Source organism: Marinobacter sp. B-21, from assembly GCF_056857895.1.
In genome coordinates, this window is the sequence record NZ_JBSXNZ010000058.1 from 1 (window position 1) to 17,223 (window position 17,223).

At 54.5% G+C, this 17,223-nt stretch carries 12 protein-coding genes, 2 tRNA genes and 3 rRNA genes; 15 read left to right on the top strand and 2 right to left on the bottom strand.

Annotated features, from left to right (window positions below):
• Positions 1 to 87 precede the first annotated feature (87 nt).
• Positions 88 to 1,476 carry a gamma-mobile-trio recombinase GmtY gene (gene gmtY, locus AC13C0_RS05975; protein WP_482954122.1) on the bottom strand — a complete coding sequence of 463 codons (1,389 nt, stop codon included), beginning with the start codon at positions 1,474 to 1,476 and terminating at the stop codon, positions 88 to 90.
• 189 nt (positions 1,477 to 1,665) lie between these two features.
• Between gmtY and AC13C0_RS05980 the strand changes: the two genes are divergently transcribed.
• On the top strand, positions 1,666 to 1,977 hold the full coding sequence (locus AC13C0_RS05980; RefSeq protein ID WP_117620126.1) for a YqfO family protein: 312 nt from the start codon (positions 1,666 to 1,668) through the stop codon (positions 1,975 to 1,977).
• 9 nt (positions 1,978 to 1,986) lie between these two features.
• Here AC13C0_RS05980 and AC13C0_RS05985 read toward each other — a convergent pair whose 3' ends face one another.
• The gene (locus tag AC13C0_RS05985; protein ID WP_117620127.1) at positions 1,987 to 2,538 is read right to left on the bottom strand and encodes an NUDIX hydrolase; all 552 of its coding nucleotides are present in this window, start codon (positions 2,536 to 2,538) and stop codon (positions 1,987 to 1,989) included.
• Between the two features lie 96 nt (positions 2,539 to 2,634).
• Here AC13C0_RS05985 and AC13C0_RS05990 point away from each other — a divergent pair, with 96 nt between their 5' ends.
• The 14 genes from AC13C0_RS05990 to rrf all read left to right on the top strand — a co-directional run bounded on the left by AC13C0_RS05990 (position 2,635) and on the right by rrf (position 17,217).
• Positions 2,635 to 3,222, top strand: a complete 588-nt coding sequence (locus tag AC13C0_RS05990; protein ID WP_117620128.1) for an NUDIX hydrolase — start codon at positions 2,635 to 2,637, stop codon at positions 3,220 to 3,222.
• 229 nt (positions 3,223 to 3,451) lie between these two features.
• Complete coding sequence (locus AC13C0_RS05995; RefSeq protein WP_117620129.1) at positions 3,452 to 4,144, top strand: GntR family transcriptional regulator; 693 nt, start codon at positions 3,452 to 3,454, stop codon at positions 4,142 to 4,144.
• A gap of 15 nt (positions 4,145 to 4,159) precedes the next feature.
• Positions 4,160 to 4,585: a cobalamin B12-binding domain-containing protein gene (locus tag AC13C0_RS06000; RefSeq protein WP_117620130.1), complete on the top strand. Its 426-nt coding sequence runs from the start codon at positions 4,160 to 4,162 to the stop codon at positions 4,583 to 4,585.
• Between the two features lie 86 nt (positions 4,586 to 4,671).
• Positions 4,672 to 6,093: a phenylacetate--CoA ligase family protein gene (locus AC13C0_RS06005; RefSeq protein ID WP_341581636.1), complete on the top strand. Its 1,422-nt coding sequence runs from the start codon at positions 4,672 to 4,674 to the stop codon at positions 6,091 to 6,093.
• A complete protein-coding gene (meaB, locus tag AC13C0_RS06010; protein WP_117620132.1) occupies positions 6,094 to 7,074 on the top strand; it encodes a methylmalonyl Co-A mutase-associated GTPase MeaB in 981 nt (326 codons plus the stop codon).
• Positions 7,061 to 8,758, top strand: a complete 1,698-nt coding sequence (locus tag AC13C0_RS06015) for a methylmalonyl-CoA mutase family protein (protein ID WP_341581637.1) — start codon at positions 7,061 to 7,063, stop codon at positions 8,756 to 8,758. The genes meaB and AC13C0_RS06015 overlap by 14 nt, the downstream gene beginning before the upstream one ends.
• Before the next feature lie 42 nt (positions 8,759 to 8,800).
• Positions 8,801 to 9,358 (top strand): cob(I)yrinic acid a,c-diamide adenosyltransferase, encoded by a 558-nt coding sequence (locus tag AC13C0_RS06020; RefSeq protein ID WP_117620134.1) that lies wholly within the window; start codon positions 8,801 to 8,803, stop codon positions 9,356 to 9,358.
• Positions 9,359 to 9,643: 285 nt separating this feature from the next.
• A complete protein-coding gene (locus AC13C0_RS06025; protein ID WP_117620485.1) occupies positions 9,644 to 9,826 on the top strand; it encodes a DUF1289 domain-containing protein in 183 nt (60 codons plus the stop codon).
• Positions 9,827 to 9,913: 87 nt separating this feature from the next.
• On the top strand, positions 9,914 to 11,104 hold the full coding sequence (gene purT, locus AC13C0_RS06030) for a formate-dependent phosphoribosylglycinamide formyltransferase (RefSeq protein WP_117620135.1): 1,191 nt from the start codon (positions 9,914 to 9,916) through the stop codon (positions 11,102 to 11,104).
• A gap of 474 nt (positions 11,105 to 11,578) precedes the next feature.
• Positions 11,579 to 13,114 (top strand): 16S ribosomal RNA (locus AC13C0_RS06035).
• Positions 13,115 to 13,359: 245 nt separating this feature from the next.
• Positions 13,360 to 13,436 (top strand) — tRNA-Ile (locus AC13C0_RS06040).
• Positions 13,437 to 13,708: 272 nt separating this feature from the next.
• A tRNA-Ala gene (locus AC13C0_RS06045) sits at positions 13,709 to 13,784 on the top strand.
• A gap of 324 nt (positions 13,785 to 14,108) precedes the next feature.
• Positions 14,109 to 17,001: ribosomal RNA gene (locus tag AC13C0_RS06050) — 23S ribosomal RNA — on the top strand.
• 101 nt (positions 17,002 to 17,102) lie between these two features.
• Positions 17,103 to 17,217 (top strand): 5S ribosomal RNA (gene rrf / locus AC13C0_RS06055).
• Together the 16S, 23S and 5S rRNA genes with 2 tRNA genes alongside form the textbook arrangement of a ribosomal RNA operon.
• The last annotated feature ends 6 nt before the right edge of the window (positions 17,218 to 17,223 follow it).

The window sequence follows — 17,223 nt, forward strand, 5'->3', positions numbered from 1 at the left end:
GGAGGAAAGCGCAGTTGAGTTGGGATAGAATCAGACATGGGCGAACCTTGTTTAGCTTCTTCCGAAGCGTTATTGGCGTAACTCCCATTATATCAATGGGTTGAGCAAGGTTCGCCTTTTTTTATGAATAATTCGGGCTAGTTGCTCCGAGGCCGCAGAGAGTGCATGTGAGACCTCGGTGCTTGACGGCAGCGTGTAAACCAATTGGGAATTGATGCTTTTGTGGTGTAGACATTTTTTTCGGATGAGCGGATCTACCTTGGCATCCGTTAGTCTGCGGCCATAGTTATGGCGGTGACCATGAGGGTCTAAGCCCTCGGCCTTATTGGGTTCCAGGCCAATTCTCCTCAATCCCGCACTATAATTCTGGTTGAAGGCGTTATAGGTATAGGGATTCCCCAGGTAGCGAGAGTCAAAGCTGATGAAAGCATAAGGGTGGTGGCATTCTACGGAAGCGCGGTAAACCAAATACTCTCGCCACAGGGACATGAAGACCTTCGCAAAATCCTGTGGGAAGAAATGTGCCTCCAGGTAGCCATCCTTATCGTCTGCCACCTTAGACTTCCAACCGAGATGCTGAGTGCTTTGCGTCTCCTGCCGTGGCGCACGAGCATACATTTCTTGCAGGTAGGCCTTGCGCGTCCTTATTCCATTCCGGGTTTTCCAGCTTTCAGGCGCTGCTCCTTCTACTTCATTATAGATCCTCACGATGGCGAAATCGGGATCAGAGCGGGCCTCGAATACGTCTGTTACCCAAAGCAAAAGGGCCTCACTTCTCCTGAATCCTGCTCCGTGCATGAGGAGCAATATCAGCTTATCTCTCAGTGCAACGCGAGGGTCTGTCGCGCCACCCAAACCGTTCAGGTAAAAATCTTCAAACGTACTCGTTGGAAAAGCAAGGGCATCGTCGTCTGTTTTTGACAGGGGCGTTCGGCCTTTGATGCTTCGGGCTCTCTTTACTGTCGAATTAAATGATTTGTCCTCGATGTGCCCGAGAAAATTGCTCCGATTCTTCCGGAACCAAGCGGCATGCAGGATGCGCTCTTCATGTCGAGTGGCTGCATGAAGGGTGTTAAGTGGTTTAGCTAGTCCTTTTTCTGAGATCCAGTCGGTGAAATGGGTCAAGTTGCTAATGTGTCGAGATACTGTGCCAATGGTGGCAGGTATCCAATAGAGTCCTGAAGGGTCTAGCCCATCTTCGCCTACGGTTCCGCTATATAGCCTTCTAACAAAAACCGAGAACATTTCCTCAGGGTTATCGAAGATGTCGCTGTTGGCATCCATGAATTCGATGAGAAGGATAATCGACTGGATATGCTTACTGATTGTTGAAAGCGAGATACCATTGAGCTGAAGGCTGAGAACATAGTCAGTGACTGAGGCCAAAACGCCTTCGTCGGTTAAAATGACCGGAATATCTGTGGTCACTCCGCTCCTGTCCTGGGCGATTTTCGCTGTCACTTTTGTTGCAAACATCCCTATTCCTACATAAATTACACATATTACACTATGCAGATTAATGGTCTTCAGAGAAAAAGCAACCTTCAATAATAGCGTTCATTATCGAAATTACACACTTCTTAGTACTATACGTAAAGATTCTGTGGGTAAGTATCTAAGCTATTAATCTGTACAAAAAATATCCGATTTGAAGGAGGGTCTTCGATGTACAAGATGTGTTATTTCGTCCCGGAAACTCATGTCGAACAGACAAAACAGGCGCTGTTTGATGCCGGGGCGGGCCGCATTGGTGATTATGATCGTTGCGCCTGGCAGTGCCTCGGCAGGGGGCAGTTTCGCCCGCTGGAAGGGAGTGACCCTTTCCTGGGGAAAGCCGGTGAGGTTGAAGCGGTGGATGAATACAAGGTGGAGCTGGTTTGCGAGGATGATCTGATCAAAGACGCCCTTGCTGCGCTAAAGCGGGCTCATCCTTATGAAGAGCCCGCTTATGAGATTTATCGCCTTGAGGATTTGTAGCGGGCTGCTTTACTGGCGATCTCTTGCCATCGGGTGACGGATATCACTGACATGAACACCGAACGACTCACTCCTGTAATCGGTGAGGAACAGCTCCAGGGTTCGCTTCACGGTTGGGAAGGAGATTTCGTCCCAGGGAATGTCATCCAGTTCGAACAACCTGGATTCCAGGGACTCCTCACCGGCGCCGAATTGTCCGTCCTTCAGGGTGGCACGATAGAACATATGCACCTGGTTGATGTGCGGAACATCGATGATGGAGTAGAGGCCCTCGATGTTTACTTCTGCCAGTGCTTCCTCAAGGGTTTCCCGTTCCGCGGCTTCAATGGTGGTTTCGGCGTTCTCCATGAAGCCGGCCGGTAGTGTCCAGTAGCCGTAACGCGGTTCGATGGCCCGCCGGCACAGGAGTATCTTCCCTTCCCAGACAGGAACCGTGCCGGCAACAATGCGCGGGTTCTGGTAATGTATGGTATCGCAACTGACACAGACATAGCGGTGCCGGTTATCGCCTTCGGGGATGCGTTGTTCAACCGGGTGGCCGCATGTGCTGCAGTACTTCATGATTTTCCCCGTATACTTTATTGGTTTGGTAGTCAGTTTAACGATCCCGGCTGCCGCTGTCTCATTCAACATCAGGGTGTACTTTGGAGACAAAACTTGCGTGATCTACTTGCCGAGCGCCTGGCCGGCTATGCGCCCAGACAGCTTGCTCTGGATTATCCCGAAGCCGGTATTCTGGTACCTGTAACCGATGATCATCGAAACCCCGAAATGATCTTTACGCTCAGATCTGAAAATCTGAGCACGCACCGGGGACAGGTGGCGTACCCGGGCGGAAAACGCGATCCCGGCGACCCCTCCCTTGCGGCGACGGCGTTGCGGGAAACCCACGAAGAGATTGGTTTGCCGCCGGATCAGGTGCAGATTATCGCTCCGCTCAGCCAGGTGATGTCCCGTTACGGAATCCTGGTTACTCCGTATGTTGGCGTGATTCCCGGTGACCATCCCCTGAAGCCTAACCCTCATGAGATTGAAAGCGTATTCCGGGTGCCGCTGTCCTTTTTTCTGGAAGACAGGCGGGAAAGAACCGACGCTTTGAATTTTCTGAACCATACGTTTTACGTGCCCTGCTACCGTTGGGGGCGCTATCGGATATGGGGGCTGTCCGCAGTGGTTCTGGTGGATTTTCTCAACGCTGTGTACGATGCCGGAATTGATCTGCTTGAACCGCCCGAAGGAAGCTGACCGAATCTTTCGGTCTTCTATTCGTTCACTGATTTCTCCCTCCCTCTCTTTCTATCTCAGGTGTTTTCTGGTCCCGCCGTTTGAAAAATAACGGAGGGGGCATGTTTGCGCTCAAAAAAACACTTAAAGATAAGGCTAAAGTCTAATATGGTTAATCGGTGAACAGGTATTACATGGTGAATACTGTATGCAAACGATATCGAAGGAGCTGTGTCGTGGAGTTTGTTCAATGAAGAAAATCCAAACCGAGAAGAACCTTCCAGAGCTCATTTACGATTCGGTGGTTAATGCCATCGTTGAAGGTTTGCTCAGGCCGGGTGAGCGGGTTACCCAGGAAAGCCTGGCCGAAAGACTGGATGTCTCACGGTTGCCGGTGAGCCAGGCAATGCAGCGTCTACGCGATGACGGTTTCCTCTCCGCCGTGGGGCGTCGGGGCCTGATGGTTTCCGTACTTGATGAGAATTTTGTGGCGCAGTTGTACGAATTTCGATGCGGCATTGACCTGATCAGTGCAGGGCTCGCCGCCCAGCGGGCGGATGCCGGGTCGCGAAAACGTGGTGAGGCCATTATCGAGGATGGCTATGCAGCAGGAAAGGCAAACGACCTTCCCGCTCTTATCGACGCCGATATGCGCTTTCACGGCTTCATCTATGAGCTGGCGGGAAACACCTTCATTCTGGATTCAATGGAGGCCCATTGGAACCATGTAAGGCGTGTTATGAGTGACATCCTGATCGTGGAAAAAAACCAGAAACAGATCTGGGAAGAGCATGCGGCAATACTCGATGCGGTATTGGCCGGTGATGCCCGGACGGCTGAAACCCTTGCGAGGCAGCATGTGGAAACCGCATCAAAGTGGCTTCAGCAAGAAATTCAAGACTCCCGTGAACCTCTGAAAAGAAGCGGTGGCGCAACTAGTTAATCCAAGGAGAATGCGATGCAAAACAATGACAATAATGCAGGTGTGATTCGGGTAATGCTGGCAAAGATCGGTCTTGATGGTCATGACCGAGGCATAAAGGTGGTCGCGCGTGCTCTAAGAGATGCCGGCATGGATGTGGTGTATACCGGACTGCATCGAACGCCCGAGGAAGTAGTCGATGCCGCTATCCAGGAGGATGTCGATATTCTGGGTATCAGCTTGCTCTCGGGTGCGCACATGCACATTTTCCCCAAGGTACTGGAGCTTCTGAAAGACAGGGAAGCGGAAGACATGATCGTTGCGGGTGGTGGTGTCATTCCGGACGACGATGTCGAAGAGCTGTACCAGATGGGCGTCCACAAGATTCTTCTGCAGGACACTCCTCCCCAGGAAATCATTGATTCGTTCCGGCAATTGGTCGCAGACCGTGGTGTCCGATAAATCCGGCACTATGGCGGTCGGGCAAAGCCGGGCGCTCAAAACAGGTTTCCTCAGATGACAACCAATAACAATATCAGGAGTCTCCGATGGAAGAGTGGAATTTCCCCCCCAGTTACAGCAACGACTATTTCCCCGACCCGAACAACCCCTACTGGTTTCGGGATCGCGAAACGATGGATCCTGAAAAACGAGATGAGTTAATTGTTGCGCGCATCCGCGAAGTGATGGCCTATGCTTACGATCACTCGCCATTTTACCAAAGCAAGTGGGACGAGGCCGGTATAACGGCCAACGACATCCGTACCCTTGCAGACTTCGAACAGGTTCCCGCCGTTACCAAGCAGGAGCTGCGTGACTCCCAGGCGAAAAAACCGCCATTCGGGGACTATCTTTGCTGCCCGGAAAGCGAGATCCATCATATCCACGGCACCTCTGGCACAACCGGCCGGCCCACCGCTTTTGGTATTTCCCGGCGTGACTGGGAGACCATTGCCAACAACCATGCCCGAATCATGTGGGGTATGGGCCTGCGGCCGGGAGATACGGTGTTTGTCGCTGCCATCCTGAGTCTCTATATGGGATCCTGGGGCGCGTTGATCGGTGCTGAGCGCTTAGGCTGCAAAGCCTTCCCGTTTGGCGCGGGTGCTCCCGGAATGACGGCGCGAGCGGTCACCTGGTTAGGGATGATGAAACCCGCTGGACTCTACTCCACACCTTCCTATGCGCTAAGGCTGGCGGAAGTGGCCCGAGAAGAAGGCGTTGACCCCAGGGAGTTCGGTATCAGGGTGCTGTTCTTTTCCGGCGAGCCGGGCGGTTCCATCCCCTCCATCCGGGATAAGATCCAGGATATCTACGGTGCCAAAGTGGTGGATTGCGGAACCATGGCCGAGCTGACGCCCTGGATGCACGCCTCTGGCAGTGCCGACACCGAGGGTATGCTGCTGTGGCAGGACATTGTCTACACGGAAGTGGCAGACCCCGATACCAACCGGCGAGTTCCCTATGGTGAGCAGGGTACGCCAATCTATACCCATCTCGAGCGAACCTCCCAGCCGATGATCCGCATGGTCTCCGGCGATTTGACCCATTGGGTGATGGAAGACAATCCCTGTGGCCGAACTTATCCGAAATTGCCCAAAGGCATCTATGGCCGTATCGACGACATGTTCCAGATCCGGGGTGAAAACGTTTACCCCAGCGCCATCGCTGAAATTCTGGAAGGCCTTGCGGGTTATGGTGGTGAGCACCGGATTATCATTTCCCGTGGTGGCTCAATGGACGAGCTGGCCGTGCAGGCAGAATTTGACCAGGAGACCAGGCGCAGAGGCCCGGATGCGGTCAGGGCGTTGTCAGAACGGGTAGAGGCCGAATTCAGTCGCGTGCTGGGTGTCCGGGCAAGGATTGTGATGGTCGAGCCGGACACCTTTCCGCGCACCGACTTCAAGGCCCAACGGGTGGTTGACGACCGGGACCTTTACCACAGCCTTAACCAGAAACGTGGGGGTTAGATGATTAACCGCATATCTTCGATGGCGCTGGCGGAACGGGTGGGGGAGGGACACCCCCGCGCCATCGCCAGGCTTATTACCCGCGTTGAAAGTGGCGGCGACCCTGAAGTGCGCCAGGCCCTGGCGGCGCTCTACAAGAGCACCGGCCGCGCCCATGTAGTGGGCATTACCGGTGTACCGGGGGCAGGGAAGTCGACCCTCGTTACACAGCTGGTCCATGAATACCGGGCCAGTGGCCGTAAGGTCGGTGTCGTTGCCATTGACCCCTCAAGCCCGTTTTCCGGTGGTGCGATCCTCGGTGATCGTATCCGCATGGGAGACTTGGTTTCCGACCCCGGGGTATTCATTCGCAGCATGGCCACCCGGGGAACCCTAGGTGGCCTGGCGAGACCGGCCCTGGACGCCGTCGACCTCCTGGATGCAGGTGGGTTTGATGTGGTCCTGATCGAGACGGTCGGGGTGGGCCAGGACGAAGTTGATATCGTGCGTGCGGCTCATACCACGGTGGTTGTCAACGCGCCTGGTCTGGGCGATGACATTCAGGCCATCAAGGCAGGGGTGCTTGAGATAGCCGATGTCCATGTGGTGAGCAAAGCCGACCGGCCGGACTCCAACAAAACCATCCAGGAACTCAAGGCCATGCTGATGATGAGCTTGGAGCCGGGTGAGGGCATCTGGCGGGTGCCGGTGGTACCGACCAGTTCTGAAAAGCACACCGGTTTCGGCGAGCTGATGGCCGCGATTGACCGTCACGCAGAGCACCTGGAGCGAAGCGGCGAAATCACCGAGCGGCGCCGCCAGATTGCTTTAACCCGGGTGGTGAAGGTCGCCGAAGAGATTGTCCGGGACAATTTTGTACGTGACAGCAGGTCGCAAACCGAAGAGCTGCTCAAAAAGGTTACTCAACGCGAACTGGATCCCCACGGCGCCGCGGTGATCTTGCTAAAAGCCATGAAGGAGACGATTCATGAATCACACTGACCAGTATGACCCCGCTGCACTCAAGCATATTGAAAAAGAGTTCAACGAGTGGGAAAAGAACGAAGTGTCGTCCTTCATAAAGCGGGCGCCGGAGAGTAAGTCAGAGTACACCACCGCGTCGGGGATGCGGACGAAGCGCACGTATACGCCACTGGATGTCAAAGACACCCCGTTTGAGGACGTTGGTTTTCCCGGCCAATATCCCTTCACCCGGGGGCCCTACCCCACCATGTACCGTGGCAAGAACTGGACAATGCGCCAGATTGCCGGTTTCGGTACTGCCAGGGAAACCAACGGGCGCTTCAAATACCTCATTGCCCAGGGCCAGACCGGGCTGTCGATCGACTTCGACATGCCTACCCTGATGGGGTATGACTCGGGCCATTCCATGAGCCAGGGTGAGGTGGGCCGCGAGGGTGTCGCCATCGACACTCTGGCGGATATGGAGGAGTTGTTCGACGACATTGACCTGACAAAAATTTCCGTCTCCATGACGATCAACCCGTCAGCCTGGATACTCTACGCCATGTACATTGCCCTGGCGCAGAAGCGCGGCTATGACCTCAATGACCTCTCGGGCACCATCCAGAACGACATTCTCAAGGAGTATATCGCCCAGAAGGAATGGATATTCCCGGTGCGGCCGTCGGTTCGCCTGGTCCGTGACTGCATTCAGTACGGATCCGAGAACATGAAGCGGTACAACGCCATCAACATCTCCGGGTACCACATATCGGAAGCCGGTTCGACCGCTGTCCAGGAAGTGGCGTACACAATGGCGACCACCATGGAGTACGTTCAGACTGCAATCGACGCCGGGGTGGATGTTAATGAGTTTGGTCCCCGCCTCTCGTTCTTCTTCGTGAGCCAGGCAGACTTCTTTGAAGAGATTGCCAAGTTCCGGGCGGCCAGGCGGGTATACGCCAAAATCATGCGGGAAAAATTCGGCGCCACGAAACCCGAGGCAAGCCGGTTACGTTTCCACGCACAAACCGCGGCAGCGACCCTGACCAAGCCGCAGTATACGATCAACCCGATCCGCACCGCGCTTCAGGCACTGTCTGCTGTGCTGGGTGGCGCTCAGTCGCTGCACACCAATGGCATGGATGAGGCCTTTGCCATACCCACCGAGGAAGCGATGCGAATCGCCCTGCGAACCCAGCAGATCATTGCCTACGAAACCAACATCACCCAGGTGGTGGATCCATTGGGTGGTTCCTACTATGTCGAAAGCCTTACCGATGAGATTGAACGGGAAGTCTGGAAAATCCTTGATGAGGTTGAAGAACTTGGTGGCACCCTCCAGTGTATTGACGATGGCTACTTCCAGAGAGGCATATCCGATTCGGCCTATGATTTCGCGCTACGCAAGGCCAGCGGGGAGCGACCGGTCATCGGCGTCAATATGTTCGTCCAGGAGGAAGAGGATGTTGAGATTGAAACCCACCCACATGATCCGGAAACCGAGCGCCGGCAGATTGAGCGCCTGAACAAGGTCAGGAACAATCGCGATGAAGAAAAAGTCCAGAGTCTGCTCACGCAGTTGAAAGAGCAGGCCGAGGACGAATCGGTAAACCTTATGCCCATAACCATTGAATTGGTCAAAGAAGGGGCTTCGATGGGCGATATTGTTGAAACCCTGAAAGGCATTTGGGGAACCTACCGGGAAAAACCTGTAATCTGACCGGCTTCGTTGATGGATGGAACCGGGTCACGGGAGAAATGAATGGTCAGGCTCACCAAGATATATACGAAAACCGGAGATAAGGGCGATACCGGCCTGGGTGATGGTAGCCGGGTCGCCAAGTACGATCCGCGTGTGGAAGCCTACGGCACGGTGGACGAAGCAAACGCCGTTATTGGCCTGGCGCGGCTGCATGTCGACGAGACGCTGGACAGGATCCTGGCACGCATCCAGAACGATCTGTTTGATGTCGGTGCCGATCTTTGCACGCCTGTTGTGGAAAATCCGAAATATCCGCCACTCAGGCTTGCAGACTCCAAGACCCTTGAGCTTGAGCAGGAAATAGACCGGTTCAACGCGGATATTCCGTCCCTGCGATCTTTCATTCTCCCGGCGGGCAATCCCGCAGCAACGTATCTTCACCATGCCCGGACAGTGACTCGCCGGGCTGAGAGGATCATTGTTCAGTTGAAGGAAGAGCAGGAGATTAGCCCCTCGGTGCTGGAGTATATGAACCGCCTGTCTGATTTGCTGTTCGTGATGGCCCGCTATTCGAATGCCAAGGGAAAAGGCGATGTGCTCTGGGTACCCGGTGAATGACATCCGCTAACGATGAAGGTCCTGGGGTTTGATATTCTCGTCTCCCGAGCACGGTGGCCGGCGCCGCGCCGCAGTGTCCCGTCTGGCTAATTCGCAGTAGATTAGCGAATTAGCCAGACGGGACACTAGTGTACCCACTGTCGGATCTGGGGTATGGCAACATCTGGAGGAGCCCCTGACCGAACAGGTATTAGAAGCAGAGGCCAGGAAAGGTTAAAGTGAGCGCCTTTGGGCCACATAGTTTTCCACTTGGTCACGGTTAAGCAGTCAGGTGAGGTAGGCAGGATGAAAGTCGCCGATAAGGTACGCTCGCCCTGTGTGAGCATTTGCGCGCTGGACGAGAATGACATTTGTGTTGGTTGTCATCGCAGCGGAGAGGAAATTACGCGGTGGTCTCGGATGAGCAACGAAGAACGCCGTGACGTGCTGCGAAAAGTTGCCGAGCGTGAAAGCAAGGTTTTGGTCTAGATTGTTATGTTCATTAGGGCAATCGCGTTTATGGCGTCGCCGGGCAATATTGGGCATTCGTAGATACCACACAGGACAGGCAATATCATGACTGACACAGTTCGAATTGGTACTCCTCTGAAAGAAAACGCCTTCAGGGTTCTCTTTTGTGGTTCCGGAGAGCTGGGCAAGGAAGTTGTCATCGAGCTTCAGCGCTTTGGCGTGGAGGTCATCGCGGTTGACCGTTATGCCAATGCTCCGGCCATGCAGGTTGCCCATCGCAGCCACGTTGTCGATATGCTGGATGGAGAGGCCCTTCGCCGCATTATTGAGGCGGAAAAGCCGAACCTGATTGTGCCTGAGATAGAAGCTATCGCCACTCCCGAACTGGTGAGGCTGGAGCGCGAAGGCTATCACGTGATTCCCACCGCACGGGCCGTTAACCTGACAATGAACCGGGAAGGTATCCGTCGCCTGGCCGCCGAGGAGCTCGGGCTTGCTACATCGCCGTACCGATTCGCGGAATCGAAAGAGGAATATCTCGCGGCGGTCGAGGCCGTCGGTTTGCCCCTGGTGGTGAAGCCGGTCATGAGTTCGTCCGGCAAGGGGCAAAGCCTGGTCAGGTCTAGCGATGATATTGAGGCTGCCTGGGATTATGCCCAGACCGGTGGTCGCGCCGGTAAGGGGAGGGTGATCGTTGAGGGGTTCGTGGACTTCGAATACGAAATCACCTTGCTTACCGTAAAGCATCGCGACGGCATTTCGTTCTGTGATCCGATCGGGCACCGTCAGCAAGACGGGGATTACCGTGAGTCCTGGCAGCCGCAGCCAATGAGTGAAAAAGCCCTGGCCCGTTCCCGGGAAATCGCCGAAGCTGTTGCCGGCAACCTTGGTGGCTATGGGGTCTATGGGGTGGAGCTGTTTGTTCGGGGCGACCAGGTATGGTTCTCCGAAGTGTCGCCGCGCCCCCACGACACCGGGCTGGTTACCCTGGTTTCCCAGGATTTGTCAGAATTTGCGTTGCATGCCCGCGCGATCCTGGGGCTGCCAATACCGGCGATACGCCAGCAGGGGCCATCTGCTTCCGCAGTGATATTGCCTGAGGGAGATTCCGATGCCGTTTCCTACTCCGGGCTTGAAAAAGCGTTAGCTGAGCCTGATATCTTTCTCAGGCTGTTTGGTAAACCTGAACTGAGAGGGCGCCGCCGTATGGGGGTGGCTCTTGCGACCGGTAGTTCGATTGCCGAGGCGAGGGAAAAAGCGACCCGGGCGGCGGCCGCGGTAAAAACCGAGTTTTGACGGTACATTGTCGATTTACCGAAAAAGTTATAACGAACCGTTGACACCTCTGAGCAGGTCTGTAGAATGCGCCTCTCTTTCGAGGGACAAGCCACTGACACAGGGGCTTCTTGAGGGAGTAACTGCTTGAAAGCGCTGAAGAAATTGAGTTGAAAAAATTCTTCAGAAAGCGATTGACAGGAAAGCGATTCGCTGTAGAATGCGCGCCTCGAAACAGGTAGTAAGCCGGTAAGTTTTTCGGCGATTTCCGGAGACGGAAGCAGCGAAAAATAAACGGTTGACAGGGTGGCGGAACGATGTAGAATACGCCTCCTTGATTGAGCCACGGCTCAACCGCTCTTTAAAAAGTTAACCAAGTAATTCGTGTGGGCGCTGGCCGAGGTATTTCGGAGATGAAATATCAGGACAGTGACTCGTCGAAATTGAGTTTTGTCTTGAGCAAGAATAGAGGATCTTCGGATTCTTGTATGATTTAAACTGAAGAGTTTGATCATGGCTCAGATTGAACGCTGGCGGCAGGCTTAACACATGCAAGTCGAGCGGTAACAGGTCCTTCGGGATGCTGACGAGCGGCGGACGGGTGAGTAATGCTTAGGAATCTGCCTGGTAGTGGGGGATAGCCCGGGGAAACCCGGATTAATACCGCGTACGCCCTTCGGGGGAAAGCAGGGGATCTTCGGACCTTGCGCTATCAGATGAGCCTAAGCCGGATTAGCTAGTTGGTGGGGTAAAGGCCCACCAAGGCGACGATCCGTAGCTGGTCTGAGAGGATGATCAGCCACATCGGGACTGAGACACGGCCCGAACTCCTACGGGAGGCAGCAGTGGGGAATATTGGACAATGGGGGCAACCCTGATCCAGCCATGCCGCGTGTGTGAAGAAGGCTTTCGGGTTGTAAAGCACTTTCAGTGAGGAGGAAGGCCTTAAGGTTAATACCCTTGAGGATTGACGTTACTCACAGAAGAAGCACCGGCTAACTCCGTGCCAGCAGCCGCGGTAATACGGAGGGTGCAAGCGTTAATCGGAATTACTGGGCGTAAAGCGCGCGTAGGTGGTTTGATAAGCGAGATGTGAAAGCCCCGGGCTTAACCTGGGAACGGCATTTCGAACTGTCAGGCTAGAGTGTGGTAGAGGGGTGTGGAATTTCCTGTGTAGCGGTGAAATGCGTAGATATAGGAAGGAACACCAGTGGCGAAGGCGGCACCCTGGACCAACACTGACACTGAGGTGCGAAAGCGTGGGGAGCAAACAGGATTAGATACCCTGGTAGTCCACGCCGTAAACGATGTCAACTAGCCGTTGGGACTCTTGAAGTCTTAGTGGCGCAGCTAACGCACTAAGTTGACCGCCTGGGGAGTACGGCCGCAAGGTTAAAACTCAAATGAATTGACGGGGGCCCGCACAAGCGGTGGAGCATGTGGTTTAATTCGACGCAACGCGAAGAACCTTACCTGGCCTTGACATGCTGAGAACTTTCCAGAGATGGATTGGTGCCTTCGGGAACTCAGACACAGGTGCTGCATGGCCGTCGTCAGCTCGTGTCGTGAGATGTTGGGTTAAGTCCCGTAACGAGCGCAACCCCTATCCCTAGTTGCTAGCAGTTTGGCTGAGAACTCTAGGGAGACTGCCGGTGACAAACCGGAGGAAGGTGGGGATGACGTCAGGTCATCATGGCCCTTACGGCCAGGGCTACACACGTGCTACAATGGCGCGCACAGAGGGCTGCAAACCCGCGAGGGGGAGCCAATCTCACAAAACGCGTCGTAGTCCGGATCGCAGTCTGCAACTCGACTGCGTGAAGTCGGAATCGCTAGTAATCGTGAATCAGAATGTCACGGTGAATACGTTCCCGGGCCTTGTACACACCGCCCGTCACACCATGGGAGTGGATTGCACCAGAAGTGGTTAGTCTAACCTTCGGGAGGACGATCACCACGGTGTGGTTCATGACTGGGGTGAAGTCGTAACAAGGTAGCCGTAGGGGAACCTGCGGCTGGATCACCTCCTTAAACGAAGCCGAAGGCTTCGGTCAGAGTCCACACGAATTACTTGGTTGGCTAATAAAGAGAGCAAAAGGGTCTATGCAGGCCCGTTGTCGGTTTGGTTCAAACCACGAGACGATCTCGGGGTTTGGCGCCGGATTCGCGCCAGCTGACAAGGCGCAGGCTGAGAGAGTGAGGGAGCGTACCCAGGTACGTGACTGAGTGATCGAAGACTGCAACGCAGCCCAGGTGGTGCGAAGACAAGCAAAACCGGGTCTGTAGCTCAGGTGGTTAGAGCGCACCCCTGATAAGGGTGAGGTCGGTGGTTCAAGTCCACCCAGACCCACCAAAATTGCGTTATCCGTCGTTATCGCCGGGCTCACGTGCTACTCGCACGCTACACCCGCCGATGCCTAGGCTAACCCAATTTTCGGAGCGCGCCTCGCGGTAAAGAGGTGGACCGAGTGGGTCATCCGCAAAGGTAGCGACGTACGCGGATGCGCCGGACAGGTTTTGTCAATCTAGGCGCAGCTTGAATGAGTAAAGGAGTGACCCTCGATGGGTCATGACGGATGCGAATGAAGGCTGCAACGACGAGTGACAGAAGCTGGACAAGTAGACGGGGCTATAGCTCAGCTGGGAGAGCGCCTGCCTTGCACGCAGGAGGTCGGCAGTTCGATCCTGCCTAGCTCCACCAAATTTACTGACCAACGCGAGTTGGCAGTGTACAGAAACAAGTTTTTCAGTTTGATGACCGAGTTAAGGGTTATGGCTGAAGGCCTTCTTTCTGATCACTGGGTCAGATTTGCTCTTTAACAAATTGGACGAGATAGAACACGAAGACGTTTTCTCATTATCTCCGAGAAAACGTGTTCAATGTGATAGCGATTTCAAGCGTTATCCGGTGTTGTCGTTGAAGTGGTTGTTATATTGCTTCAAGTGACTGTCTCGAAACAGGGTTCTTTGTCAGGCTTGCCTGGTAAGGGATGTTGATTCGTGAACAGTTGTCTTGGGGTTATATAGTCAAGCAACTAAGCGCATACGGTGGATGCCTTGGCAGTCAGAGGCGATGAAAGACGTGGAAGCCTGCGATAAGGCTCGGGGAGCTGGCAAACAAGCTGTGATCCGGGCATCTCTGAATGGGGAAACCCACCGACTTTCGGGTCGGTACCGTACAGTGAATACATAGCTGTGCGGGGCGAACCGGGGGAACTGAAACATCTAAGTACCCCGAGGAAAAGAAATCAACCGAGATTCCCTCAGTAGCGGCGAGCGAACGGGGACCAGCCCTTAAGCTGGACGACGGGTAGGAGAAGGCTCTGGAAAGGGCCGCCATAGTGGGTGATAGCCCCGTATCCGAAACCCAAGTTCAGTGAAATCGAGTAGGACGGGACACGTGATATCCTGTCTGAACATGGGGGGACCATCCTCCAAGGCTAAATACTCCTGACTGACCGATAGTGAACCAGTACCGTGAGGGAAAGGCGAAAAGAACCCCTGTGAGGGGAGTGAAATAGATCCTGAAACCGTATGCGTACAAGCAGTCGGAGCGGACGTGTTCCGTGACGGCGTACCTTTTGTATAATGGGTCAGCGACTTATGTTCAGTGGCGAGGTTAACCGTTTAGGGGAGCCGTAGGGAAACCGAGTCTGAATAGGGCGATTTAGTCGCTGGGCATAGACCCGAAACCGGGCGATCTATCCATGAGCAGGTTGAAGGTTGAGTAACATCAACTGGAGGACCGAACCCACTGTCGTTGAAAAGCCAGGGGATGACTTGTGGATCGGAGTGAAAGGCTAATCAAGCCCGGAGATAGCTGGTTCTCCCCGAAAGCTATTTAGGTAGCGCCTCGGACGAATACCACAGGGGGTAGAGCACTGTTTCGGCTAGGGGGTCATCCCGACTTACCAACCCGATGCAAACTCCGAATACCTGTGAGTACTATCCGGGAGACACACGGTGGGTGCTAACGTCCATCGTGAAGAGGGAAACAACCCAGACCGCCAGCTAAGGTCCCCAAGTACCAGTTAAGTGGGAAACGATGTGGGAAGGCTCAGACAGCTAGGAGGTTGGCTTAGAAGCAGCCATCCTTTAAAGAAAGCGTAATAGCTCACTAGTCGAGTCGGCCTGCGCGGAAGATGTAACGGGGCTCAAACTGGTCACCGAAGCTGCGGCTGTGCACGCAAGTGCACGGGGTAGGGGAGCGTTCTGTAAGCCTGCGAAGGTGTGTTGAGAAGCATGCTGGAGGTATCAGAAGTGCGAATGCTGACATGAGTAACGACAATGGGGGTGAAAAACCCCCACGCCGGAAGACCAAGGGTTCCTGCGCAACGCTAATCGGCGCAGGGTGAGTCGGCCCCTAAGGCGAGACCGAAAGGTGTAGTCGATGGGAAACGGGTTAATATTCCCGTACCTTGGATAGCTGCGATGGAGAGACGGAGAAGGCTAGGTGAGCCGGGCGACGGTTGTCCCGGTTTAAGCGAGTAGGGAGTGGACTTAGGCAAATCCGGGTCCACAATCTCGAGACGCGACGACGACTGCTCATAGAGCGGGAAGTCATTGATGCCCTGCTTCCAGGAAAATCTTCTAAGCTTCAGGCTATTCGGGACCGTACCCCAAACCGACACAGGTGGTCAGGTAGAGAATACCAAGGCGCTTGAGAGAACTCGGGTAAAGGAACTAGGCAAAATGGTGCCGTAACTTCGGGAGAAGGCACGCCGGTATTACGTGAAGCCCCTGCGGGTGGAGCGGACGCCGGTCGAAGATACCAGGCCCCTGCGACTGTTTATTAAAAACACAGCACTGTGCAAACACGAAAGTGGACGTATACGGTGTGACGCCTGCCCGGTGCCGGAAGGTTAATTGATGGGGTTAGCGCTTGCGCGAAGCTCTTGATCGAAGCCCCGGTAAACGGCGGCCGTAACTATAACGGTCCTAAGGTAGCGAAATTCCTTGTCGGGTAAGTTCCGACCTGCACGAATGGCGTAACGATGGGGGCGCTGTCTCTACCCGAGACTCAGTGAAATTGAAATCGCCGTGAAGATGCGGTGTATCCGCGGCTAGACGGAAAGACCCCGTGAACCTTTACTATAGCTTCACAGTGAACTTTGAGCATGTTTGTGTAGGATAGCTGGGAGGCTTTGAAGTGGGAACGCCAGTTCTCATGGAGCCAACCTTGAAATACCAGCCTGACCTGTTTGAGGTTCTAACTTGGTCCCCTGATCGGGGATGAGGACACTGTGTGGTGGGTAGTTTGACTGGGGCGGTCTCCTCCCAAAGCGTAACGGAGGAGCACAAAGGTGGGCTAAGCATGGTCGGACATCATGCGGTTAGTGTAATGGCACAAGCCCGCTTAACTGCGAGACAGACACGTCGAGCAGGTACGAAAGTAGGTCATAGTGATCCGGTGGTTCTGTATGGAAGGGCCATCGCTCAACGGATAAAAGGTACTCCGGGGATAACAGGCTGATACCGCCCAAGAGTTCACATCGACGGCGGTGTTTGGCACCTCGATGTCGGCTCATCACATCCTGGGGCTGAAGCCGGTCCCAAGGGTATGGCTGTTCGCCATTTAAAGTGGTACGCGAGCTGGGTTTAGAACGTCGTGAGACAGTTCGGTCCCTATCTGCCGTGGACGTTGGAGATTTGAGGAAAGCTGCTCCTAGTACGAGAGGACCGGAGTGGACGAACCTCTGGTGTTCGGGTTGTCACGCCAGTGGCATTGCCCGGTAGCTATGTTCGGACAGGATAACCGCTGAAAGCATCTAAGCGGGAAGCCCCTTCCAAGATGAGATCTCCCTGGCCCCTCGAGGGCCCTGAAGAGCCGTTCAAGACCAGGACGTTGATAGGTCGGGTGTGTAAGCGCTGCGAGGCGTTGAGCTAACCGATACTAATTGCTCGTGCGGCTTGACTATATAACACCCAAGACAATTGCGGGTAACGCAAACCGAAATCGATTATCACTCAGAAAACACCCTGAACGTTCCATCTCGTCCCCCAGTGATCAACCGTTTTGCCTGACGACCATAGCGGTCTGGAACCACCTGATCCCATCCCGAACTCAGAAGTGAAACAGACCAGCGCCGATGGTAGTGTGGCGTTGCCCATGTGAGAGTAGGTCATCGTCAGGCTCCTAA